Source organism: Burkholderia territorii (assembly GCF_902833055.1).
GTDB lineage: Bacteria > Pseudomonadota > Gammaproteobacteria > Burkholderiales > Burkholderiaceae > Burkholderia > Burkholderia territorii.
Map to the genome: position 1 here is coordinate 1 of NZ_CADFEJ010000021.1, position 25,453 is coordinate 25,453.

The 25,453-nt window shown below is 65.0% G+C and carries 14 protein-coding genes; 5 read left to right on the plus strand and 9 right to left on the minus strand.

From position 1 onward, the window contains the following. From HW466_RS26130 to HW466_RS26140, 3 genes are all read right to left on the minus strand, one after another. Positions 1–2,747: ESPR-type extended signal peptide-containing protein (locus HW466_RS26130; RefSeq protein ID WP_151003772.1), on the minus strand; the 2,747-nt coding region annotated here is incomplete at its 3' end. Between the two features lie 502 nt (positions 2,748–3,249). Continuing rightward, on the minus strand, positions 3,250–5,610 hold the full coding sequence (locus HW466_RS26135) for a CHASE2 domain-containing protein (RefSeq protein ID WP_151003770.1): 2,361 nt from the start codon (positions 5,608–5,610) through the stop codon (positions 3,250–3,252). Between the two features lie 41 nt (positions 5,611–5,651). After that, positions 5,652–6,434 (minus strand): response regulator transcription factor, encoded by a 783-nt coding sequence (locus HW466_RS26140; RefSeq protein WP_151003768.1) that lies wholly within the window; start codon positions 6,432–6,434, stop codon positions 5,652–5,654. A gap of 1,005 nt (positions 6,435–7,439) precedes the next feature. Here HW466_RS26140 and HW466_RS26145 point away from each other — a divergent pair. After that, on the plus strand, positions 7,440–7,586 hold the full coding sequence (locus tag HW466_RS26145; protein ID WP_081053198.1) for a DUF3096 domain-containing protein: 147 nt from the start codon (positions 7,440–7,442) through the stop codon (positions 7,584–7,586). A gap of 507 nt (positions 7,587–8,093) precedes the next feature. Continuing rightward, positions 8,094–8,393: a hypothetical protein gene (locus HW466_RS26150; RefSeq protein WP_059769561.1), complete on the plus strand. Its 300-nt coding sequence runs from the start codon at positions 8,094–8,096 to the stop codon at positions 8,391–8,393. A 158-nt stretch (positions 8,394–8,551) separates the two neighbouring features. On the opposite strand, the gene HW466_RS26155 is transcribed toward HW466_RS26150, so the two are convergent. Continuing rightward, positions 8,552–10,633 (minus strand): hypothetical protein, encoded by a 2,082-nt coding sequence (locus tag HW466_RS26155; RefSeq protein WP_151003766.1) that lies wholly within the window; start codon positions 10,631–10,633, stop codon positions 8,552–8,554. Positions 10,634–10,865: 232 nt separating this feature from the next. On the opposite strand from HW466_RS26155, the gene HW466_RS26160 reads away from it, so the two are divergent. Next, complete coding sequence (locus tag HW466_RS26160) at positions 10,866–11,984, plus strand: helix-turn-helix domain-containing protein (RefSeq protein WP_151003765.1); 1,119 nt, start codon at positions 10,866–10,868, stop codon at positions 11,982–11,984. Positions 11,985–12,073: 89 nt separating this feature from the next. Here the strand turns inward: HW466_RS26160 and HW466_RS26165 are convergent, their stop codons facing one another. Continuing rightward, complete coding sequence (locus HW466_RS26165) at positions 12,074–15,688, minus strand: YadA-like family protein (RefSeq protein ID WP_151003763.1); 3,615 nt, start codon at positions 15,686–15,688, stop codon at positions 12,074–12,076. Positions 15,689–16,278: 590 nt separating this feature from the next. Beyond that, positions 16,279–16,548, minus strand: coding sequence for a hypothetical protein (locus HW466_RS26170; RefSeq protein ID WP_151003761.1), 270 nt, complete (start codon positions 16,546–16,548; stop codon positions 16,279–16,281). A 208-nt stretch (positions 16,549–16,756) separates the two neighbouring features. On the opposite strand from HW466_RS26170, the gene HW466_RS26175 reads away from it, so the two are divergent. Further along, entirely contained in the window at positions 16,757–17,581 is an 825-nt protein-coding gene (locus HW466_RS26175; protein ID WP_151003759.1) for a response regulator transcription factor, read from the plus strand. Positions 17,582–17,605: 24 nt separating this feature from the next. Here the strand turns inward: HW466_RS26175 and HW466_RS26180 are convergent, their stop codons facing one another. Next, positions 17,606–19,792, minus strand: coding sequence for a TonB-dependent siderophore receptor (locus tag HW466_RS26180; RefSeq protein WP_151003757.1), 2,187 nt, complete (start codon positions 19,790–19,792; stop codon positions 17,606–17,608). A gap of 647 nt (positions 19,793–20,439) precedes the next feature. On the opposite strand from HW466_RS26180, the gene HW466_RS26185 reads away from it, so the two are divergent. Next, complete coding sequence (locus HW466_RS26185; RefSeq protein ID WP_151003755.1) at positions 20,440–22,653, plus strand: LamG-like jellyroll fold domain-containing protein; 2,214 nt, start codon at positions 20,440–20,442, stop codon at positions 22,651–22,653. An 80-nt stretch (positions 22,654–22,733) separates the two neighbouring features. Here the strand turns inward: HW466_RS26185 and HW466_RS26190 are convergent, their stop codons facing one another. Together HW466_RS26190 and HW466_RS26195 are read right to left on the minus strand one after the other, a co-directional pair. Further along, positions 22,734–23,921: a M20 aminoacylase family protein gene (locus tag HW466_RS26190; protein WP_151003753.1), complete on the minus strand. Its 1,188-nt coding sequence runs from the start codon at positions 23,919–23,921 to the stop codon at positions 22,734–22,736. A 50-nt stretch (positions 23,922–23,971) separates the two neighbouring features. Beyond that, a complete protein-coding gene (locus HW466_RS26195; protein WP_151003751.1) occupies positions 23,972–25,441 on the minus strand; it encodes an aldehyde dehydrogenase family protein in 1,470 nt (489 codons plus the stop codon). Positions 25,442–25,453 lie beyond the last annotated feature (12 nt).

The window sequence follows — 25,453 nt, forward strand, 5'->3', positions numbered from 1 at the left end:
GAATCCGCCGCCGTCGAATTCGCGTGGAAGTACTTCTGGCCCGTGACCGCGAACGACTGCAATGCGCCGGTCAACTGCCGCACCGTCACCGCGTCTTGCTGGCCGGTGCCGTCCGCGACATTGGTGATCTGGCGATATGTCTTGCTCGTCGCATCGCCGACCGACACCGCGCCGAGCAGCGTCTGATCGGTCGTATCGTAAGGAATCGACGCGCTGCCGTTGCGGATGATCCCGGACGCCGGCACCGTCGCGCGATCGGCCACCGAGCCCGAGCCGAGCGCGATGCTGCCGCCCACGCGCGAAATCGCGTTCGGGCCGATCGCGACGCTGTCGAGGCCGAGCGCCTGGCTGTCCGGCGCGGTCGAGTTCGCGTGGAAGTACTTGATGCCGTTCGCGTTGATGTTGTCGATCGCGGAGCCGACATTGTTGTTGATCGTCGTGGAGCCGTCGCTGTTGTACGTCACATACGACGGTGCCGAGATCGTGCCGGTCGTCGGATCGTAGGTGGCACCGCCGCCGATCGCCCCGGCCGTGCTGTTGCCGAGGTTCGTGTTGTTGTTCGTGATCGAGCTCAGGCTCGTCGACAGCGAACTGATGCCGGTCGACGTGGCCGTCGACAGCGACGTCAGGTTGCTATCGGTGCTCGACAGGCCGGTCGACAGCGACGTGATCGAGCTATTGGTCGAACTCAGGCCGGTGGACAACGAGCCGATGCTGGTCGACGTCGCGGTGGACAGCGACGTGATCGTGCTGGTCGTCGTGCTCAGGCCGGTCGACAACGAACCGATACCCGTGGACAGGGAGCCGACCACCGTCGACGTCGATGTCGACAACGACACGATGGCGCTGTTGGCCGAACTCAGGCCAGTGGACAGCGAGCCGATCCCCGTCGAAGTCGACGTGGACAACGACGTGATGCTCGATGCCGTCGACGTAGACAACGATTCGATCGCGAGATTCGACGCATTGAGCTGGCTGCCGTTGATCGCATCGGTCGACGTTGCGCTGACTCGGCCCGCGGCTACGTTCTGGATCTGACGCGGCGCGGCGGTCGAACCGACGCTCACCACGTCGCCGGCCGCGGGTGTGCCGCCGGCAAAGTTGTACGTGGCCCCACCGATGACAGCGTTGGGCGTCTGCACGGCGGCCGACACCGTTGACGCGTTGCCGAGCACGACGGCGCCGTCGAGGCCGGCGGGCAGGGAGACGCCGTTGCCGACGACGAACGCGTTGTTCGAGTTGATCGTGTTGTTGTTGCCGAGCGAATACGAACCCGAGCCGGTGACGGTGCTCGGATCACCGATTGCGGCGGAATTCGCACCACTGACGACGTTGCCCGTGCCGATGCTCAGGCTGTTCGCGCCGCTCGCCTGAGCACCTACGCCCATTGCGATTGCGTTCGTACCAGATGCATTCGCATTCAGACCGACCGACGTGGTTCCACTTGCAGTGACGCCGATGCCCGCATTGGTGCCGATGGCGACGTTGTCGTTGCCGGAGACGAGGCTGCCGGCGGAAGCCGCGAGCGTGCCGTCGTAGGTGACGGTGCCGTCGCCGCTGCCCAGCGCGACGTTGCGCGTGCCCGTGACGCCCGATCCCGCACCGCGCATCGCACTCGCGATACCGCCGCCGATCGCGGTGTTCTGCGCACCGCTCACGAGCGTGCCCGTTGCGACACCGATTGCGACAGAACCGGTGTTGGCGGTCGTCGAGCCCGCGCCTGCGCCCTGCCCCGCCGCAACGGTGCCATCGCCGCTCGCGAGCGCCTGCCCGCCGATCGCGAGCGCCGTGTTGCCGGTTGCCTTCGCGGCGTTGCCGACAGCGGTCGCGGCTGCATTGGTCGCTTGCGCCGTAGGGCCGAGCGCAACGGAGGACGTCCCGGACGACCGGCTGTTGGTGCCGACCGCAATCGATTGCGTGCCACTGGCGATGGCGTTCGTCATCAGGCCCATCGAGTTGGTGCCGGTGGCCGTCGACTGGTAGCCGACGGCAATCGCGTTGGCGCTCGACGCAGCGGAGTTGCTACCGAACGCGACGGCGCCCGATGCAGTAGCCTGCGCGCCGCTGCCGACCGCGGCACTGCCAAGACTGTCCGCAACCGCACTTTGGCCCACCGAGACCGAATTGTCGCCGGATGCCGAAGACAGAGATCCGATCGCTACGGAAGCCGAGCCGGACGCGGACGCTGCATTGCCGCCCGCAAACGCCGCTGCATTGGACGCATTCGCGAAAGGACCGACTGCCGCGCTCGAAGCCCCTGATGACTTCGCGCCGGGCCCGAGCGCGGCGGAATTGGAACCACTCGCGTTCGCCGACGTACCGAACGCCGATGCCGCCTGGGCGGACGCCTGCGAAAAGATGCCGACCGCCGTGCTGTTGACGCCGCTCGCCGTCACGTTTCCGCCAATCGCGATCTCGCCGCTCGCCAGCGCCGCGTTCGTCCCGCAGCCGATCGCGATGCCGTTATTGGTGGTCGCAGTCGCCGATCCCGGACAATTCGTACCGGAAATCGCCACCTGCGCCGCCGCGCCGCCCGACCACATCGCCATGCTGCCAAGCACGGCAAGCGTCACGGACTTGAGCGCGGCCGACGCGCCGGTGCAGCACGCAACCGTTCGCTCGCCTGCTTTGCCCTTGCCGTTGGCGCGATCGAGTTCGGATACCGCGACGATTGCGCCGCGTGCCGCATTCCACACAGTGCGGTAAGTTCTATTCATGGATTTCTGCCGGTAAGCGGCGCGCGCCATCCACGCGCCGAGCCAGCCAGGAACGCCGGGTGCGCAGAAGGTCTGTCGTGCCGTCTGAAACTGTATTTATCGGGAAACGGATCTTGCGACGAGAAAATTTCGATCAACGCATTCCATTCGAATGGCGCAAATAATTAATAAAGCCAACCGAATTTTTTTGCCTTTTTACAGCCGAATTTGATTAATCGAAACGAGCAGGAACCCGTTGATCCATAGAATAAAGGAAACGTATTCGCGGGCGAGAGAGAGTAAATCTGAATAATTGTGACGGAAATGTAAACAAAGCAAACGATCGCCGGCGAGCGCCGTTCTGGCGGGGATGCCGGGGTTCTCGGCCGACGATCGGACACATCGCTTCGGATGTCTTTGTCGTTTTTCACAACGAAGAAACAACGGGCCACCCGTCGATGCGGATAAGCGTCCACATCGAAAATGGCGCAAATTCTTGAAGATATGAAGCTGCAAGATCGCCGGATCGCGTGCCGTGAAGCCCGGCCGATTTTCAACCGTTGCGGGAAGAGGTATTTCGGGGTAGCAGCAGCGTGAATACCGACCCGCGTCCGATGGCGCTTTCGACGCGAATTTCTCCGCCCAGCGCGTCGACCACCTGTTTGACGAACGCGAGTCCGAGGCCATGCCCGGCGGTCGCCCCGCTCGCGTCGACGCGGAAAAACTCGGTGAACAGGTCGGGCAATTGACGATCCGGGATGCCGATACCCGTATCGGCAACCGTCACGCGCCAGCGTTCTTCGCTTTCGTCTGCCGCGACGGTCACGGTTGCTCCTTCCGGGCTGAACCGGATCGCGTTGTCGATCAGATTCACGAATGCGCGGCGCAGCAGCAACGCATCGGCAATGATCAGCATCTCCGGTTCCGCGATCAGCCGGATCTTGATTCGTTTCGCGCTCGCATGTGCCCAAAGATCATCGGTCGCGTCGCCGAGCAGCGGCACGATATCGACTTCCGTCGCTTGCGGCGAGCGCGCCTGCGCGCGAGCGAGCAGCAGGAACTGGTCGGCGAGCGTGAGCGTCGTCCGCGCGTAATGACCGACGAGATCGGTAAACCGTGCTTCGGACAATGCAGCCGGCACTTCGCGCCGCTGCTCGATCAGTGCGAGGATCGCGGCCTGCGGCGAACGCATGTCGTGCGACAGAAAGCGCAACGCGGTATCGCGCTGGCGTTCGGCGGCGCGCATCGGCGTGAGGTCCGCCACGTGAAAGATCAGCATCGCGTCGCTTGCTTCGTGCGCGGGCACGATCGCGCATTTCACCAGCAACGAGCGCTGTTTCTCGTCGACGATCTCGAGACCGTCCATCGGTGCGGAAGGTTCGCTCGACGCCGTAATGCCGGCGGATTTGGCCAGCGTCTGCAGCGCGCGCTGCACGTATCGCGCTGCGTCGTCGGAAGCAGTCATGTCGCGCAGCACCTGCGCCGCATGGCGGCCGGTAGCGGGCGATGACACGTGGCGCTGCGCCGCTCCCGTCTCGTACAACGTGAGTGCCCGACGGTTCGCCAGCATTACCGCGCCCGAGCCGGAAGCGACGAGCGTGGCTTCCGGCAGGCTGTTCATCCATTCGGAAATCAAATGCGCGGAGCGCCGCAGGCGCGCGATCATCGCGGTCATCACGATCACCCGTCGACGAAACGGATCGATTGCGTTCGTGTGGGAGGGGACGTCTCCGGGCAGGCTCGGGTCCGCGATCGCGCGTTCCGCTTCGCGGGTCAGATAGCGCAGCAATGTTTCCTGTCGCCGCCACGCATTGAGCGCGTACGCAAGCACGCACGTGGCGACCGAAGTGGCCGGAAAGCAGAACAGATGCGCTGTCTTCAGCAGCAGCAGCGACATCGCGCATGCGGCAACGGCGGCGGCCGTGCAGGCAAGCAACGCGGCGCGTGGGCCCAGCGCGCACAGCGCTGCGCACAGCCACGGCAACACGGACAGGTTGAACAGGGACTGGACGGCCCACGATGCGATGCGCACGAGCGATCCGCTCGCGAGCGCATAAGTGGCTTGCGCGACGAATTCGACGCCGGCACGCGACGGTGGCTCCCAGCCCGGCGTGATGAAGTGCGTGTCCGCGGTGCCCGCGGTCGGGCCGATCAGCACAATCGCGTCCTTGAGCAAGCCAGGATCGATATGGCCTTCCAGTGCATCGACGAAACGGACGGTGTGATACGACGGGGCAGAACCAAGCGGAACATAGCGGCGGCATGCACTCGTCCAGCGAGTCGCGTGTCGTGCCGGTGGCTCATCGCACTCCGTGAACCGCGCGCCGCTCGCGCGGAGCAGCGACGCGCTCATATGCTCGTAGTCGATGTTCGGCGGACCTTCGCGCAGATAGAAGCTGCGCGACACGCCGTCCGCGTTCGGCGCCGCGTTGACCTGCGCGATCGCGAATGCGCCGCGCGCAATCGGCTCGAGCGGCGTCACGACGTTCGGCACGCCGTCCCCGTCGTCGTCGTCCACCACTGCCGGCAGAACCACGCGGCCATTGCGCTCGATCGCGCTGGCCAGCCACGCATCGCCGGCGGGCAGGATTCTGCCCGGATGGGTCAATGCGACGTCGAGGCCGATGGCAGCTGCACCCGCAGCGGTCAGCCGGTTGATCAGCGTCGCGTAATCCGCTCGCTTGACGGGCCATCCGCCAAGCGCTTTTGCGCTTGCGCCGTCGATGGCGACCAGGACGATCTTTTGCGGCGACGGCCGCTGCAGCAGCGACTGCACGACGTCGAAGAAGAACAGGTCGGCGCGACGCAGCACGCCGGATATCGTCAGCGCCGCGCACAGCAGCAATACGACTGACCCCGTCAAGACGCATTCGCGCACGAAATCGCCGGGCACACGTGAGTTGTCGGCAAGCATCAGATGCAACTCATCGCAAGGCGCGCGGGTTGACGACGGTTTCACTCACACTCGAATCCTGCAGGCGTCAGCGGGGGCGGCGATGCGGGCTGCGCGAGCGAAACCTGGTGCGGCGACGCGCCGGCGTGATCGCGGGCGGGATGCACCACTTCGAGACGATAACCATGCGTGTAGGCGGAACTCAGGCGCAAACCGTTCCCGGGCCCGAGTTCCAGCTTTTGCCGTATCCGGTAGATGTGGGTATCGAGCGTGCGGGAATCAGGATCGAGCTCGCGTCCCCACGTGCTCATGCAGACGAGCTTGCGCGACAACAACTTGCCGATGTTGGTGAAGAACAGTTCGGCGAGATCAAACTCTTTCGGAGTGAGCTTGATCGGCACACCGCGCAGCAGGATCGTGCGCTCCTGCGAATTCAGCACGTATTGGCCCGCCCCGATCAGACCGGAGTGGTCGATATCGCGCGTCGAGCGCCTCAGCAGCGCATTGACCCGGCTCGCGAGTTCGGCGACCCGGAACGGTTTCGTGATGTAGTCGTCGGCACCGGCGTCCATCGCCAGCACGATGTCGTCTTCAAGTGCCTTGCTCGTCACGAAGAGCACGGCCGGCGACACGCCGAGCGTGCGGCGAATCCAGTAGAGCACTTCGAAACCGCTCATGCCGGGCAGCAGCCAGTCCAGCATCACGAGATCGAAGGGCTCCGCGCGCAACAGTGCCTGCGCCGCCGCGCCATCACGCACTTCAACCACTTCGTGTCCGAGCGGTTCCACGACCCGCGCCGCGGCTTTCGCGTGAACGGGATCATCTTCGACTATCAACACACGCATCTGGGGTCATCCTCGTCATCGGCATGGGGGCGCGGCCACATCGTCACGTCGCCATCGGGCATGCCATCGCACGGCACACGCGCAATGCGCGGCCGGGTCTTCGTGGTGCACCTGGACCGCCCACGCATATTCCCGTCACACGGACACAATGCCTGCGGCAGAGGAACAGCCGTGCGGCGCCCGGCTCCATACCCCAAGGGGAAATATCAAACCGCTGTAATCGACGCGCACACGGATGGACCACGTGCGCACGGCAAGCGTGCGCCCTCTTCAAGGCCATTGCCGGCGAGCGTTCGCCGTCGGAACTCCGCGTCGAGCGACGCCGAGGCATGAGGCGCGTGGAAGCGCAAATTGATGCAACAATAGTACATGTTTAATGGCGCTCCGCCGGACTCTCAGGATCGCGATGCTCATGATTGCCGCGCCCTCGTCAGGCTGTAGACATTGCGATTGTGTTTAATGGTCCGGCCGCATGGCGCAGACGCTTCTGGCAGTGAATATCTTTCGTTCGGAATCTTGATACGCAAATTTTTCCGATCCGACGATCCGCTGCGGGTGTAACGGTTGGTAAGCCAAATTCTCGGCGGATTCTCGCACAAGGGAATTCGTTTGTCATGTGACGACAGACGTTTTCAGGATGCGATGACGGCGGCCGGTTCATATCGACGGCTCGCGTTCGATGTTAGCAAGCCGGCCGATTGATTCGGGTCAACGAGCGGTTCTCCCCGCCCCCGTCGCTCGTCGGTTGCGCAGACCACTCCCGCTATTCAATTCGTGAAGCAGACCCTCGGCCACGCACAAGCACGATGCGCCGATGCAAGCGAGCGGTTCGGTGCCTGGAATGACGATGAAACGTCGGTGCAGGCACGCCGATTGCAACCGTTGATGCGTTCGCGCTCGTGGACAGCGAGTTGGCGGTGGAAGGCGTGCCTCGGGGCCGCCCTGTGACGGGCGCTGGAGGCAAGGCAGGTCGTTGCCGCTCGCTTTCAATCTTGCGGAGGAAGCATGAACACACTCACTAGCGCCGGCCCGCTGGTTTCACTGATCGCCGGCATTCTTATCCTCGTGATACCCCGCCTCCTGAACTACATCGTCGCGCTCTACCTGATCATCATCGGGTTGCTTGGCCTGTTCGGCGGACGTCTCCATTGAATTGGTACGACCGCTAGATAAACCGGTTACAACCGCATCGGTTAGATGCGTGGTGCCACGCGCCGATCCGGCGCCGGCTAACACCGCCAGCGCAGTTTCCGCACTGTTGCGCAAGGTGCCGCAGCGCGCCTTCGGGTACAGGGACGGGCGCTCTCACTCCATTGATCACAAGATTGAATTCCCATTGGGTCTGACTTTTCCCCGGGTCCATCCAGTTCACTTCAACTCAATGAAAGTCTTTCCCTTTCTGATCGGAACGCAAATCCCGATTGCATCGTTGCCTCTTGTTGCATGCATGCTCTCTCCGAATCTCAATGGTCTGCAGTCCTACTATTTGTTCTTCAGAGCATGCCATTGAGCGATCGATGACATCCCACCTTCGACCATCGGATCGGCGCTGCTGAGAAGCGACGCGGATAGCGTCGTTGATGCATCCAGCGAAGTGTCTGCCACTCCGCACGGGAACGAATCATGCGCGTCGTCAGGTATTGAATGGAGGACAACGCAATGAAACCCCTGACAATTGCAAACCGCCGGATTCTGGCGACACTCGTGGCAAGCAGCGCACTCGTCACAGCCAGCGCGGCTTTCGCGCAAGTCTACGTGGCACCGCAGCCCAGGCATGAAGAGCCGTCCCCGGCGCCAGATGTATCGGTCACGATAGGCATGCACGGCGACCGCTACTGGGACGGCCATCGCTATTGGGAACACGACGCGTGGATGCATCGCCATCCGCACGAACATGACCCGTGGCGCGAGCATGAGCACGAACGCGAACACATGCACGAACACGACTATCGTGAGTAGTGCAAACTCATCGCGAGATACCACGCAAACCGCTGTTGCCTGAAGACCGTTCAGGAGATGGCGTGCACCATCTCGCTATGCCGTGACGCAAAACGAGCCGGCGGGATCAAGAATCTCCCCGCCGGCCCTTCACACCGCGCCTATCTGCCCGCCACTCGTCACCGGTCGTACTCGAAGGACTCGGTAAAGACCGTGTCGACCGTGTCCGACCAACTCAGGCTCACGAACGAGAAGTCGGTAACGCCCGTCCAACCGGCCACGGACGGGAACGCGACGCCCTGATCGCTTGGCACATTGAGCGTCACCGCCGCTCCCGGCACGGCCGGCGCGGCCTGGGCCGAACCGCTGACGAACGTCGCCGCGCTCTGCCCCGACGCGGTCGCGCGAATCTGCACGTTGCCGCGCTTGGCGACCGGCAACCCCGCCTTCGACGTCCAGCTCAGCGGGAATGTCCGGCCGCCCGCGAACGTGCCGGCGGTGCCCGGTGTCAGGCTGTCGCGCGTGGACTGCGCGAGATCGTGCCATGCATACTGGCGCAGCGCGTCGGGCGATGGCGAAGGCGTGCGCAGCCGGACCGTGTAATGCCTGGCCGGCGCCGAAGTGTCGCCGTTCTGGTAGATGTCGATCGTATAGGCGCTGAATGGCTTGATGTCGGCCAGCTCCATAGCGCTCAATCGCGGCTTCGCCCACGCGGTGTTGTTTCGTGGCGCATCGCCGGGCCACGTGAACAGGCCCTGGTTGGCCGCGTCCTGCGCGACGCCGGCCAGGCGGAAATTGTTGCGGCACAGTGCATTCTTCGTCAGCGCGGCAAGCTGTGCCGGCGTCTGTCCGCTCGCGATCTGCGCGCGGATGTTCAGCGTGTCGCACGTGCCGCTCGACGGCTGAAGGAACACGCCGTTGCGCAATCCCGGGCCATTGACGATCGCGAAATCCACCGGAGTGCCGGACGCATCGACGGTGCCCACCTGCAGGTTGAGCGAATCGACGAACGCATTGGTCCCCGTCGACGGATTGGCCGGATTCAGCCAGTCCCATTTCTGCGCGTTCGCGTTGACCTTGCTCAGCACCGCGCGCTGATTGCCGACCACTCGCCAGCCGGTATCGCCGCTCGCGCGGCTGCTCGCCATCACCGCGAGCTGCACATGCTGCTGCATGCCATCGCGAATGCCGTCGGTGCGCGTCCACGCGAGCTTGACCCACATCGTGTCGCTGGCGACGACGCGGATGACTTCCGGCAAGCTGAAGCTGGCATTGTTCATTGCATCGTCGGCCACGATGCCCGGCGTGCCGCCGGCATGCGCGCCGAACTCCTGGTCGACCGACATGCCGTTGTTGAGGTACGCGGCGGGCACGCCTGCGTTCAGCGCACCCGACGCGACGCCATCGACGAAGATCCGGCCGCACGCCGATACGTTGCCGGCCGCGCGCGCCGCGCCGGTCGAACCGGCAAAACACTGATTGAGCGCGTCTCGCAATCCCGCGAGGTCGCTCGCGCTCGGCAGGTTCGTCACCACCGTGCCGTTGAGCGTCGCGGAGGCCGGCAGGCTGGCCTTGTCGCCGGGCTGCGGCGTGACACCGGGCGCGAGCTGAAGCTGCACCGGCGTATCGCTGGACGCGCCCGCCACGGAGCTGATCTGAACGCCGCCATCCGGCAGCACGTTGATCTTCACCTGATCGAGCAGCCGGTCGAGGCCCGGGCCGCCTGCGATCAGCGGGCCGGAAATCAGGTCGACACCCGTATTGCCGGTTGCGGTCAGCAGGTCGGCAAGTGCCGACGAGTAAGCCTGCACGGTGCTGGTCACCGTCTGAGCCGTGACCTTGCTCTGCAGCAGCGCGGTGTCGGCAAGCAGCTTCGTCGGGTTGTCGCCGATGATCGTGGCGGCGATCGCATTCGTGATCGGCGTGATGTTGATCGTCTGCGTGCCGGCCGTGGCGCTGAGTGCGACCAGCGTGGCCTGCGAATCCGCGACGTTGCCGTAAGCGGACAACGCGAAAGGCGCAGTCAGCCCGGTCACGGTGCAATGAAACGCGCCGGTCGCGGCATCGGCGGGACAGTCGACCGATTTGCCGGTGGCGTCGACCAGTTTGATCGTCGCGGCCTGCATGGCCGCACCGGCTGCCGCGACGCCGCTGACCGTCTGTGCGCCGGGCTCGGATGGCGATGAAGAAGAACCGCCGCCGCCTCCGCAAGCAGACAGCGCCAGCACTGCGATACCCCATGCGACAGGTTTGAGTTTCATTGTTTTCCCCCCGAGAGTCTTCTGGATATCAGGCGCGATACGCAACGCGCATGCACGCTGACTGGAATTCTCGCAAAGTCGATTTCTTCGATCATCGTTCAGGTGAATGAAAGTCCGTAACAATGCGGTACGAAAAGCAAATGACCTGTGCTAGCCTGAAAACAATTCAGGCGTTCGAATCAGTATCGTCAGACAAAATCCGCATACGAAATCATTACGCGGCGGGGGCAGCATGGAACGGGACCAGCTCATCGGGGACCTCTACGAGGCCGCCCTGTGCCCGGATGGTTTTCTCGAAGTATTCCATCGGGTATCCGAATCGCTCGGCGCAAACGTCTTTCATATGTTCAGCTGGGACGCCGTGCGCAACGCCCCGAAATTCTCGATCTATTCGCCGCGCGCTGAATTGGATTCGATCGTCGCACTCTACGACCAGTATTACGGCGCACTCGATCCGCGCCGCGGCTTCGTCGAGAATGCGCCGCTCGGCGAATTTGTTTGCTGCCAGGATCATCTGACCGAACGCGATGTCGAGCGCAGCGAATTCTTTCAGGACTATCAGATTCCGTCGGGCATTCGCTATCTGATGGGAATGCGCTTCGCGCGCCCCGGCAGCGACGACATCCTGCTCGGCTTGCTGCGAGCGTACGGTCGACCGCCTTATTCGTCGGAGGAGCGCGCGAATCTGACGGGCATGGCCGGGCATCTGCAACGCGCAATCAACCTTTGGCAGGATGCACGCGTGCTGCGTCGGGACGCCGCGCTCGGCAACGAATTGATGGAAGAACTGGGCTTGTCCATCTTCACGCTCGACCGGCATTCGCGCGTCGTATACGTCAACGCGGCGGCAGAAGCGTTGTTGCGCGCCACCACGTGCCTCAAGCTCGAGCATGGCCATCTGAGCGCGACGAGCGCGCCGCAGAACGACGCACTCAAGGCAGCGGTAACACGTGTCGCCAGGACCCGCAAAAGCGAGAACCTTGCTCTGGCCGGCACCGTCAGCGCCGCACACGAAGTCTTTCTCTGCATTGCTTCGTTATCCGGACAAATACGCGATGGCGCACTCGGCGACGCGGCGATCCTGATCACCGCGAGACGCCGCAGCGCCGCACCGCTCGTCGTTGCGCAACAGTTGCGGCAGGCATTCGGCTTGACGAGCGCCGAAGCCGCCGTCGCCGAAGCATTGATCGGCGGCAAGACTCCCGAGGAATGCGCGGCCATCGCGGGCGTGTCGCTCTCGACCGTTCGCACGCAACTGCGTGCGATCTACGAGAAGACACATTCCCGAAACCAGGCCGAAGCGGTCGGGCGGATGCTCTGGATCCTCCCCCGGCACGCGCGTGAAGAGTGATCTATCGAAACCGCGCACCATCGGCGTATCGAACGCGGCGGACATCCCCGTGCCCGCCGCGTTCGCCTTTCAACGCCGTTCAGCCCCGATCAGAACTGGTAACCGGCCCCGACCACCGCACCGAAGTCCGACCGCGCATTCCCCGTCACCGACGCCTTGACGACCCAACGATTGTTCTCAGTCACGTACGAATACCCGGCCGCGAATCCTTGCTGCCCGTGATAATTCGAAGTCGCCGCCGACACCATCGAACGCCCCGCCCCCGTCGGCTGCGGCAACCCGGCCACCGCCATCGCCGAAGCCACGCCACCGTACATGTCCTTCTTCAGGTCGTTGAACGCGTTGTACACCTGCCCGATCCGCTGGTCGGTGTAGCCTTTCGCCTGCGCCGACGCGGCGCCGAGATTGTCGTTCAGCTGCTGCACGTTCACGGCGTCGGTCGGTGCCGTGCCGGCCGCCACGTTCGTGACCTGGCGCTCGCTGCCCTTCGCGCCGACCGAGAACGAGTTGTCGCGATCGGCAATCGAGCCCTGGCCGACCGCCACTGCATTCTTGCCCGTGGCGGTCGCCGTCGAGCCGATCGAGCCCGCATCGGCGCGCGCGATCCACGACGTGTTCGCATCCGTCGCCGCCGCGCGGACCTTGTCGTTGATCGCCGCGGTCTTCAGCGCGTCGTTGAACTGCGCCATGTTGACCGCATCGTTGGCGTTCACACCGGCCGCGACCCCGCTCAGCACGCGGTCGCCCGCCGTGCCGGAAAAGTTGACGCTGGTGCCGCCCGAATCCTTGCCGACCGTGATCTGGCCGTTCGGATCCTGCTGCTGCACGAGGCCCGCCTTGCCGTTCGCGATGTCGGTCACGTTGTTCTGGAGGTTGGCGATATCGGTCGTGTTCTTCGATACCTGCTGGTTCGTCGCGTAGAGCTGCGAGCCGTTCACGGCATCGGTGCTGGTCGCGCCGAGCGTGCCGGCCTTCACGTTGGTGATGCGTGTGCCGCCCGCACCGCCGAGCGTGATCGCGCCCTTCGAGCTGTCGTCGTACTGCACCGCGAGCGCGCCGAGCTGGTCGAGATTCGACTGCACCGACTTCAACTGCTTCACGTTCACGGCGTCGGTATCGTCGGTGCCGGCCGCGACGTTCTTCAGCACGACTGCCGCGTTCGCGTTGCCGCCGATCAGCGACACCGAGTTCAGCCGGTTGCCGTTGCCGTCGACGTCGTACTTGACGACATTCTTCACGGCGTCGCCGGCCTGGTTCGACACCTGCGTGATGCGTTGCTCGAGGTCGGACTTCACGCCGTACAACTGGCCGCCGTTCACCGCATCGGTGCTGCCGGCGGCGACGTTGCCGTCGGCGACGTTGGTCAGTTTCGTCGGCGCGCCTCCACGGGCGGCACTGTATGCGCCGAGCGCCGGATCGAACTGCAACGCATCCTTCTGCAGCCCCGCGATCGCGGTCGTATTGCCGGCGATGCTGGTTTCGGCGTTGCCGATGCGCGTCTCGTGATTGTCGAGCGTCGTGGTGTTGCCGGCGACGCGGCCATCGAGGTTCGTCAGCGCGTCGCCGACATTGTTGAACGAATCGCCGCCGACCTTGTACGAAGGCGCCGTGATCGAGCCGTCAGGATTCGCCGTCGCGCCGCCGCCGAGCGCGGCCGCCGTGCCGTCGATCGCCCTGCGCAATTGCGCACCGTTCACCGCATCGGTGCTGCCGGCCGACACGTCGCCTTGCGCGACATTGGTCACGCGCACCGGCACCCCGCCGTTACCGGCGCCGAGCGAAACCTGCCGCTTGCCGGCATCGTCGTATTTCACGGCGAGCGCGTCGAGCTGGCTCGTGCCGTCGTGGATCGCCGCGTTCAACTGGTCGACGTTGACCGCGTCGGTGCCGTTACGGCCGGCCGCGAGGTTGCCGATGCGCTGCGGGCCGTTGCCGCCGTGGCTCGCATCGTAAGTGCCGAGGCTCGCGTTCCATTGCAGCGCATCCTGCTGCAGCGCCGCGATGTTGCCGGTGTTCGTCGCGACCTGGTCGCCGAGCTTCGTCACGCTGTTGCCGACGTTGGCGATCGACTGATTCAGCGTGTCGGTCGCCTTGCCGAGCTGGCCGACGTTCACCGCATCGTTCGCTGCCACGCCATCCGCGACGTTGTGCACGCCAACCGGTGCCGGCGCGCCCTGGCCACCGAGCGTCACGCCGCCATGCGCATCGTCGTCGTACTGCACCGCGTTCTTCGCCGCGTTGCCGATCTGGCTCGTGATCGACGTGCTCAGGTTGCCGACCGTCGTGCTGACGCTGTTGGCCACGCTCGTGCTGAGCGATGCGAGACCGCCGCCCAGCTGGCCGACGTTCACGGCGTCGTGCGCATCCTTGCCGTCCGCGACGTTGTGCAGCGTCGTGCCGTTCGGGCCGGCGAACGTGACCGAGTCGAAGCCGCTCTGGCCGTCGTATTTCACGTTGCGCGCATCGGCTGCCTGCAGGCCGCCGATGTTCGATGCAGCCGTGCTGAGCGACGCATTGATGACGGACACGTTGTTCTGCAGGTTCGTGATGTTCGTGGCAACCGTCGACAACGACGTCTGCAGTGGTGCGACGCTGCCCTTCAACTGCCCGACGTTGACCGCGTCCGTATCGGCGGCACCGGCGGCGACACCGCTGATGGTCGTGCCGTTGCTGCCGTCGAGTGCGATCGCGGCATGCGAATCGTCGGTGTATTTGACGACGTTCTGCGTCGCGGTCACGATGCTCGTGCTGAGGCTGTTGCCGACGCTGGTCATGCGCTGGTCGACGTTCGCGATCGACGTCGACAGCGCATTGCCGACGGAGGTCACGCGAGCGTCGACGTTGCCGATGCCGGTACTGAGCGCGCTGTTGACGTTCTTCAGTTGCTGGACGTTGACGGCATCCGTATCTGCCGCGCCGGCCGCGACGTTCTTGAGCTGACGCTCGTGGCCGATCGAGCCGAACGAGACGGCGCCGCCGACCGGTGCAGCCGTGCCGCCGAACACGGGTGTGCCGCCGTTGTTCGCGCCGGCGCTGCCCGAACCGATCGCCACCTGGTTGTCGTCGTTCGTCTGCGCGCCGGCGCCGATCGCGACGGACTGCGTGCCGCCCGCACGTGTTTGCGTAGCCGCGTCGTACGCGGCGCCGTTCGATACGCCGTCGCTCGTGGTCGGATTCGCGCCGCCGATCGCAATCGAGCGATCGCCGCTCGCCAGTGCCGAATGACCGAGCGCGATCGAGCTCGTGCCGTGCGCATCCGCGACGTTGCCGAGCGCCATCGAGTAGTCGCCGATCGCGGCGGACTGGCGGCCCATCGCGAGTGCCGTGTTGCCTTGCGCGAGGGCGACCGTGCCGATCGCCGTGGCCGAATTCGCGAGCGCCTGCGCGCCGACGCCGATCGCAATTCCGCCGCCGCTGCTCGTGCCGCTCTTGCTGCCGGCGTTCGACTGGTCGCCGATCGCGATGCCGCTGGAACCGGCCTTTGCATTCGTGCCCGATGTGAAATTCGTGCTGCTGGTGGCGACGTAAGTCCCGCTCTTCGTCGCGATACAGGCCGTGTTGGTCCCGTCGATGCATTGCCCGTTCAGCGCATTGTCCGGGTTGCCGCGATCGACGAAATTGTCTGCATGTGCGGCCCCCGCGACCAGCACACCTGCGCCTGCGAACATGGCGGCGACGAGCGCCGGGATCTGGTTCCTCTTCATTTTCTTGTGCTCCGTTTATAGCGTTCGATTTGAATACGGACTACTTACGTTTATTCACAGCTTCCAGCTCGACTCCAACTCCGACTTCAGTGCGATACGTACTGCGTGCGCTGCACCGCCGCGTCAGGCCGATGGCGATATGCAGCTACCGCTCGTGTCGACAGCGCGCACGCAGCCCCGGGCCGCCGGATGATCGCCGGCCCGTCTCGTTCATTCGATAAATACATAAGGAATGCAGATCACTCGATCTGGACGCGTTCACTCCCGATCGATTCTTGCGATTCAACCCGTTACGCCGAGCATTCCGAATTCGATGCCGCGCTAAGCGCGACCAACCCCGTCCATTTATTTCATCGCGTGCTGCTGAGTGGACCTTTTCGCGACCGCTCTTTTCATTTGCCAGAGCGGCGCCATTTTCGCGCCGCCCGATCCACTCGTCATTCAAAAGTCGGACGAATTATGAGACACCACTCGACATCAGAGAAGACGACATTCTTTATAGATTGTAAAACCCAATATTTTCAAACGTTTACGCAAAATCCACCGTGCTCGCAAACGATTTACTACATTTACACTTAATAAAAATGTTTTCACGGACGGACAAATACTTTGCCGGAGCGGATCGAAATAACACGAGAGTTTTTAAAATTTTCAAAGAAATACGCCGAATGACCGCCGGCGCCCCGGACGGCACGTGAATTCGGGCATCCGCGAGAACCGATACGGGATAAAAACACGGAAAAGACGGCGCTACGACAGAACCCGGAAACGACGAATGAAGAATGGAAGCCCGTCATCTGGCGCGAATCCGAATAACCTCCTACAATTCCGCTCGCATCGATTCCGGTACCGGCAATCATCCGCGCCTTTTATCGGCCGGTGATCAGAACAACGAACGCCGGGTATTGCGCCACCCGCTGCCTGCCGTGCAGTCCGGAGGCGTCCGCTTGTCGGTGCGAGCGTGCGATGCGCTTTCGCGAAGTCGCATCGCGGCTTTCGGCGATTTTCCCGAACGGAATAGCCGCCGTGCCGGAACGCTCTCCGCAGCCTTTCCCGAACAGGTGCACGATGCCTCGACCGAGCTCCGCATTGAGCCGCGCCCATGTCCTGATCGTCGACGATCAGCCCGAGCAACTGCGCTTGCTGATCGATATCCTGCGCGGCACCGGGTGCCGAATCAGCGTCGCATTCGACGGATTGCAAGCGTGCGAGCGCGCGCAGGCGCTCGTGCCCGATCTGATCCTGATGGACGTGCGCATGCCGCGCATGGACGGCTTCACCGCATGCCGCCGGCTTGCCGCCGATCCGCTGACGCGCGCGATCCCGGTAATCTTCCTGACGGTGGCCGGCGAGTTGCACGAACGCATCGAGGGGCTCGAGATCGGCGGCGTCGACTATGTGTTGAAGCCGTTCGAGCCGGCGGAAGTCATCGCACGGATTCGTGTACAGCTGATGCGGACGATCCGCCAGCTGCCGGCGGATACGGAGGACATCGAGGCGGCGCCCGCCCCGTTCGCGACCGGCAAGGACGACGACATCATCGTGCGCGCGGCGATTCGCCATCTGTCGCGCTCGCTGAACGATCCGCCGACGGTCGAGCAACTGGCGCGCGCGGTCGGCACGCACGAGAAGCGCTTGTCGCGCGCGTTTCGCGACAATCTCGGGCAGACGGTGTTCGAGTATCTGCGGCACGAGCGGCTGCGCATCGCGCAGGGCCTGCTCGATTCGACATCGCTCAGCATTGCGAGCATCGCGAAGGAGATCGGTTTTTCCACGCCGGCGAATTTCGCCACCGCGTTCCGCGAACGGTTCGGCATCACGCCGACCGAATGGCGGCGGCAGCGCCATGCAGCCGAACGCGCGGCCACCCGCGAGCCGCAGCGCGACGCGTAGCCGCGCCCACGCGGACGATCACGACTACCAGTTGTATTTCGCGCTCGCCAGCACCGTTCGCTCGTTGCCGAACACGCACACCGCATACGACTGGCAGCCGCTGACGTAGCGCCGGTCGAACAGGTTCGCGACGTTCAACGCGAACCGCCAGTGACGCAGTTCGTAGTGCATCGCCAGGTCGTACAAGGTGGCGCTCGGCACCGTCAGCAAGTTGTCCGGCGCACCGGCCAACGCACTCTGATAGCGCACGCCCGCCCCGATCCCGACGCCCGCGAGCGCGCCGCCGTGCCAGGTCCAGTCCGCCCACAGCGACGCCATCTGCCTCGGCAGCGGGACCGACACCGGCCAGTTGTTCAGCGACGCATCGTTCGCCTGCACGTTCTTGACGTCCTGGTAAGCGTACGACGCGACGATCGACAATTCACGCGTCACCTTCCCGACCGCACTCAGCTCGATGCCGCGCGAACGCACTTTTCCCGTCTGCACGGACGACGTGCCGGTGGGATCGAGATGCTGCGGCGCCGGCGTGACGACGTTGGTCTGATCGATCCGATAAACCGCGGCGGTGAGCATCAGGTTCCGGCCCGGCGGCTGCCAGCGCAGCCCGGCCTCGGTCTGCGCGCCGCGCGTCGGTTTCGGCAAGCCGCCGCCGTACATGCGCACGCCGATCACAGGATCGAACGACGTCGAGTAGCTGACATACGGCGCGAGCCCTGCGTCGCCCTGCCAGGTGAGCCCGACGCGTCCGGAAAATGCACTGATGTCCTGCTGCGTGCCGGTTCTGGCCACCCGATCGTCGAACCGCGCGCTCACGCGATCCTCGCGGCCGCCGAGCGTGAGCGTCCAGCGGTTCCAGCGGATCTGATCCTGCGCATACGCGCCGAGCGTATTCATGGCCGTGTACTGATCGAAACGCCCGAGCGACGTCCGGCCTGAAAAGATCGCGGCCGTCACCGGCAGATAGACCGGGTGGTACAGGTTCAGCGACGGCGCCAGCGCGAGCCACACGCTGTTGGTCGTCGTCTGCCGGTCGAATTGCAGGCCGAGCAACAACGTGTGTTCGAGCGGGCCGGTGGCGAAGCGCGCCTGTGCGCGGTTGTCGATGTCCAGCCGACTGTAGTTCAGCTGGAACAGCCCGGCGGTGCGCAGCATGTCGGTCGTACTGCCGGGCGCGAACCCGTTGCCGAATACCGTCGCGTCGTCGAGCGACAGCCGCGACCAGCGCACGTCCTGTTGCAGCGTCCACATCGCATCGATGCGATGCTCGAGCGCGTAGCCGAGCGACCACTGCTTCTTCCGATAATCGTTGAACGCCGGGTCGCCCATGTAGATGTCCTGCGACAGGCGCCCGTTCGGGTTCGACAGCACCGTGCCCGACGCCGGCAGGAAGTTCGATGAAATGTCGCCGTGATCCTGCAGGAACGATGCGGACACCGTCAGCGACGTGTCGGCCGTCGGCCGCCAGCGCAACGACGGCGCCACCGCGACGCGCCGGTCGGCGCGCGGGCCGGTCGCCGCGTTGCCGTCGCGTGCGACACCGACGAAGCGATATGCAACCTTGCCGCCCGGATCCAGCGTGTCGCCGATATCGAGCATGGTCTGCTTGCGCGCATCGTTGCCGATCTGCACGCCGGCTTCGCGAATGCGCTCGCCGTCGGCGAGCTTGGTATGCGCATCGACGATCGCGCCCGGCTCACCGGCGCCGTAGAGCACCGACGTTGGCCCGCGCAGCACGGCGATCGAGTCGATCGTGTAAGGATCGACGCGCCAGTTCGCAATGACCGCCGTATTCGGCGCCGGCACGCCATCGACATACAGCGTCGGCGTGAAGCCGCGCAGCGCCGCATACCAGTCGGTGCGCGTGTCGGCGCCGAACGTCGCGAAGCCCGGCACATAGCGCAATGCCTGGTTCAGGTCGGTCGCGCCCGTCATCTCGATCTGTTGCGCGGTCACGAGGTTGGTCGTCTGCGGGATCTCGGCGATTGGCGTGTCGGTTCTGGTCGCGGTCGCCGTGCGCAACCCGACCAGCCCGCGCGACGCACGCTCGGCCTCGCTTGTCACGTCGATCTTCGGCAGCATCGCCGGCGCGTCGGCTGGCCCCGTCGGCGCCGTATCGAATGCCTGCGCGTATGCGCCGCCCGCCGCCGCGCACAACGTCCCCCCGGCCGCGATCGCGATTGCGCGTCGCACCGACCCTGTCGCAATTCCCATCGTTTCGATTTTCTCCGTCGTGCCGTCGCGGCCCTGCCGCCTCGTGTGCTGCCTGCCGCGCACGCATCGGTGCGCGTCGTTCGATTGCGTGATCTTCGAGCGCGTGCATGATATCGGCCGAGGATTGCGCGGTTTCATGAAGATGCACGCGCCCGCGTTCCCTGTGACGCGGACTCCGTACCGTCCGCCGGTGCCGCGCGTGTTCAACGGAAAACGCGACCGCCGCGCGCCACGCAACCCGGGTCGCCTGTCGCGCAAGCCTGCTCGGTCATGTTCGCGATGTCGACGCGACGCCCGTCAGTGCCGCCCTGCGCGGTGCGACGCAACCGGCATCACGTCATATGTCGTGTGACAACACGATGAAAGAGTGAGCATCGATCGCTTGGGAGACCTGAAAAGCCCGCAGCGCGCCGGCCGGCGACGATCATATCTCGCAAACGTATCAATCGCCATTTGTTTCCACATTCTTAGCATGTTAATCAACAAATGCATCGCAATCGATATCCATAAAATACATCCGCCCGATCGGGCAACCAGTGGTCGAAAAGTCTGATCCTTCCGGTACAATTCGCATCGTCATGCGATGACTGATTTCGAACGGCGCCGCTTCTTTTCAGCCGAGTCCCCACAAGGAAGGACACACGCACATGAACGACCCGCAGTTTCGGCCTGAATCCGGCGCGCGCATTTCCCGGCGCACCTTCCTTTACAGCATCGGCGCGCTGGCACTTTCCGCGTGCGGCGACACGAAAGCGAGCGAAAGCGTCACCGGCGCCATGGCGGCCGCGACCGGCAATCGTGCACTCGCGCGCGTGGCCACCGGTACCGCCCCCATCGCCACGAACCACGCGTTCGCGCATCCCGGCCTGCTGCACACCCAGGCCGACTTCCAGCGAATCGCGCAGAAAGTGGCGGCCGCCGCATCGCCGTGGCGCGAGGGCTGGAACACGCTGATCGCGAACGCGCATGCGCAGTTGTCGTGGTCGCCGCGCCCGCAGGCCGTCGTCACGCGCGGCGGCACCGGCTCGCAGAACTACCCGGTGCTGTACAAGGACATCGCGGCCGCGTATGCGTGCGCGCTGCGCTGGAAGATCTCCGGCGACACCGCGTATGCGGACAAGGCCGTGCAGATCATGAATGCGTGGTCGTCGACGCTGCAGAACCTTGCCGGCGATTCGAACGTCGACCTCGCTGCCGGCATCTACGGCTACGAGTTCGCGAACGCCGGCGAGATCATGCGCACCTACCGCGGCTGGGCCGCCGCCGACTTCGCCGCGTTCCAGGCGATGATGGCCGGCAAGTTCTACCCGATCAACGCCGATTTCCTGAACCGCCACAACAACACCGACATCACGCACTACTGGGCAAACTGGGATTTGTGCAATATCGCGTCGATGATGGCGATCGGCGTGCTGTGCGACGACCACGCGAAGTTCGACGAAGCCGTCAACTATTTCATCGACGGGCCCGGCAACGGCGCGATCGCGCAGGCCGTCTACTACCTGCACCCGGGCCATCTGGGTCAATGGCAGGAGTCGGGCCGCGACCAGGGGCACAACACGCTCGGCATCGCGCTCGGCGGTGCGATCTGCGAAATGGCGTGGAACCAGGGCATCGACTTGTACGGACACGACAACAACCGTTTCCTCGCGGGTGCCGAATATGTCGCGAAGGCGAATCTCGTGCAGCCGGACGGCACGTTCCTTCCGGTGCCGTACGTACCGTATGCGAACGTCGATGTCACGCAAGCGCAATTCTCGAAGGCCAGCCAGGGCGCGATCCGTCCGTGCTGGGCGCTCGTCTACAACCATTACGTGAACCGCAGGGGGCTGTCCGCGCCGTGGTCCGCGAAGTTCGCGCACGCGATCCAGCCCGAAGGCGGCGGCGGCAACTACGGCGAGGCGAGCGGCGGCTACGATCAGCTCGGCTACGGCACGCTGACATGCACGCGCGACCCCGTTGCGCCCGCACTCGCGCCGAGCGGGCTGACCGCGTGGCCGGCCGCCGGACGGGTCGTGTTGTCGTGGTGGGGCATCGCGAACGCCATCAGCTACGACGTGAAGCGCGCCGCCACGGCGGGCGGCCCGTACAAGACCGTGGCAAGCGGCATCGTCGACCCGCTCACCTACACGGACACGCCCGCGCAAGGCGTCTGGTACTACGTCATCAGTGCGCAAACCGCATCGGGCGAATCAGCAAATTCGGTCGAAGTCGCCGCGTCGACGGCACTGCAACTGCATACCATGCTGCCCTTCGACGAAATTGACGGCACGACCGCCGCGGACACATCCGGCAACGGTCATGCAGGTACGCTCGTCGGCGGCGCATCGCGCGTACCGGGGAAGATCGGCAACGCGGTGTCGCTCGACGGCGCCAGCGGCTACGTCGCGCTGCCGAACGACATCGTCGCCGACGTATCGGACTTCACGATCGCGGCGTGGGTGAACTGGCGCGGCGCACAGACGTGGGCGCGCATCTTCGATTTCGGTTCGGGCACCGGACGCTATCTGTTCGTCACGCCGAAAAGCGCGCGCGGGACGATGCGTTTCGCGATCACGACCAACGGCGGGCACGGCGAACGCACGATCGACGGCAACACCGCACTGCCGGCCGGGCAGTGGGCGCACGTCGCGGTCACGCTCTCTGCGACGACCGCGACGCTCTATCTGGACGGCAATGCAATCGGCTCGGCGGCCGACGTCATCTTCGCGCCTTGGCGAATCGGCAAGACCGCGCAGAACTGGATCGGACGCTCGCAGTATCCGGGCGATCCGTTCTTCAACGGCGCGATCGACGAGTTTCGCATCCATCGCTGCGCGATGTCGGCCGCGCAGGTGAAGGCGCTCGCTCAACGCGCGTAACAGGTGCCGCGTGCCCGCTCGCGAATGCGCGCCGCGGCGCGCCGTGCCTCCACCGCCCGCCGCCGCGACATCGCGCGCGTTCACGGCGACCGGCTGAAGTAACGCTGCGCCAACGCGACCCAATACCGGACCCCGGCCGGAATGATGTCGTCGTTGAAATCGTACTTCGGGTGATGCAGCGCCGGCGCGGCCGCTCCCGTCGGCGCATTGCCGATCAGCACATAAGCACCGGGGCGCGCCTCGAGCATGAAGCCGAAGTCTTCGGAGGTCATGTTCGGCGGCACGTCGGCGTGAAGGCGTTCGTCGCCGAAGGTGTCGCGAATCACCGCTTCGCAGAGCGCGGTCTCGGCCGGCGTGTTGACCGTCGCCGGGTAATACTGAAAGAATTCGACGTCGACTTGCGCGCCATGCGCGCGGGCGAGCGCCTCGCAGACGAGCCGCACGTCGCGCTGCAACTGTTGCTGCAATGTCGACGACAGCGTGCGAATCGTCCCCCGCAGTTCGGCGCTGTCCGGAATGACGTTGTCCGTCGTGCCAGCATGGAACATGCAGACGGAAATGACGGCCGGATCCACGGGATCCTTGTGCCGTGCGGCGATGGTCTGGCACTGCAGCACCATCGAACAGGCAAGCGGAACGGGATCGATGCCCAGGTGCGGCTGCGCCGCATGCGCGCCCTTGCCGGTAACCGTGATCCTGAACCGCGAGCCCGCGGCCATGATGGCCCCCGTGCGCAAACCGAAATGCCCGGCCGGCAAGCCCGGCCAGTTGTGCATGCCGAATACCGCCTCCGTCGGGCATTGCTCGAACAGCCCGTCGTCGATCATCTTCCGCGCGCCCGCGCCGCCCTCTTCGCCGGGCTGGAACACGAAATGAACCGTGCCCGCCAACTGCGGCAGCGCCTTCAGCACGCGCGCCGCGCCGAGCAGCATGACGGTATGCCCGTCATGCCCGCACGCGTGCATGATCCCTTGCACGCTGGATGCATGCGCGAAGTCGTTGGCTTCCTGGATCGGCAGCGCATCCAGATCGGCGCGCAGCACGATTCCACGGCCCCGGTCCGCACCGGGCAGGCTCGCGACGACGCCCGTGCCGCCCAGCCCGCGCGTCACCGCATAACCCATATCTTCGAGCTCGCGGGCGACGACGTCGGCCGTCCGGTGTTCCTCGAATCGCAACTCCGGATGCGCATGCAGGTCGCGACGCAAGGTCGCCCAGTGCGCGTGATGCGTGTCCAACGACGTCTCGGGGATGATGGCGTTTTCCAATTTCGACCCTCTCGCAAGGCAAACCGGTTCAAGTCGGGGCTGCGGCCGCGTCAATCATGAAATCCCACGATCGACTTGACCTCCATGTACTCTTCCATCCCTTCGATCCCGTATTCACGACCGTTGCCCGACTGCTTGTATCCGCCGAACGGCGCCTGAGGATCCCATGCCGGGTAGTTCAGGTGCACCTGCCCCGACCGAATGCGCGCAGCCACCGCACGCACGCGCTCCATGTCCGTGCCCTGCACGTGCGCGCCAAGCCCGTAGACCGTATCGTTCGCGATGGCGAGGGCTTCGTCGACGGTATCGTAAGGCAGGATCGCGAGGACCGGGCCGAAGATCTCCTGCTGCGCGATCGCCATGTCGGTGCGGACGTCGGAAAAGATGGTCGGCCGCACGTAGAACCCGCGGTCGAATCCCGCCGGCCGCCCCGGGCCGCCGGCGATCAGCTTCGCCCGTTCGTCGATGCCCGCATCGATCATGTGCGCGACCCGGCCGAACTGCGCGCGATTGGCCAGCGGGCCGTGCGTGGTCGCCTCGGCGAACGGATCGCCGACGACCATTCGCTCGATTGCCGCGACGGCCAGCGCCTCGACGTCGGCCAGCGCGCCGCGCGGCACGATCAGCCGGGTCGGCGCGCTGCACGACTGGCCCATGTTCCGGAACGCGGCGGCAACGCCCGGCGCGATGGCGCGCGACAGGTCCGCATCGGGCAACACGATGTTCGGCGACTTGCCGCCAAGCTCCTGTGCGACGCGCTTGACGGTCGGCGCCGCCGCCTGCGCGACCAGCACGCCGGCACGCGTCGACCCGGTGATCGACACCATGTCGACTTCGGCGTGCGACGCGAGCGCCGCGCCCACTTCCGTTCCGCTGCCGCTTACGAGGTTGAACACACCCGCGGGCACGCCCGCATCGGCGATCACTTCCGCGAACAGCAACGCGCTGAGCGGCGACAGCTCGCTGGGCTTCAACACCACCGTGCAGCCCGCCGCGAGCGCCGGTCCGACCTTCGCGGTGATCTGGTAGATCGGCCAGTTCCACGGCGTGATCAACGCGCAGACACCGATCGGCTCGCGCACGATCGCGGTCGTCCCGCGCCGGGTGCGAAACGGATAGCTGGCGAGATTGTCGCGCGCGACGCGGATATGTTCGGCCGCGAGCGGCACATGCGCGCTGCGTGCATAGCCGATCGGCGCGCCCATTTCCAGCGCGAGTGCCATGGCGAACTGTTCGGCACGCGCGAGGATCAGCGCGTGAATGCGGTCGAGGAACGCCGCGCGTTCTTGCGGTGGCGTCGCCGACCAGCGCTCGAACGCACTGCGTGCGGCCTGCACCGCGCGGTCGGCGTCGCGCGCGTTACCGAGCGGGATGTCGCACAGCACGTCTTCGGTGGACGGGCAGACGACCGCGAAACGGTCGCCGCCGTCCGGCACAACCCAGTCGCCGTCGATGAAGAAGCGATCGAGCCTGCCGGCTTCTCTCAGATGACGAACCGGTGAAGCGATGGATGAATTCATTACACGATGTCC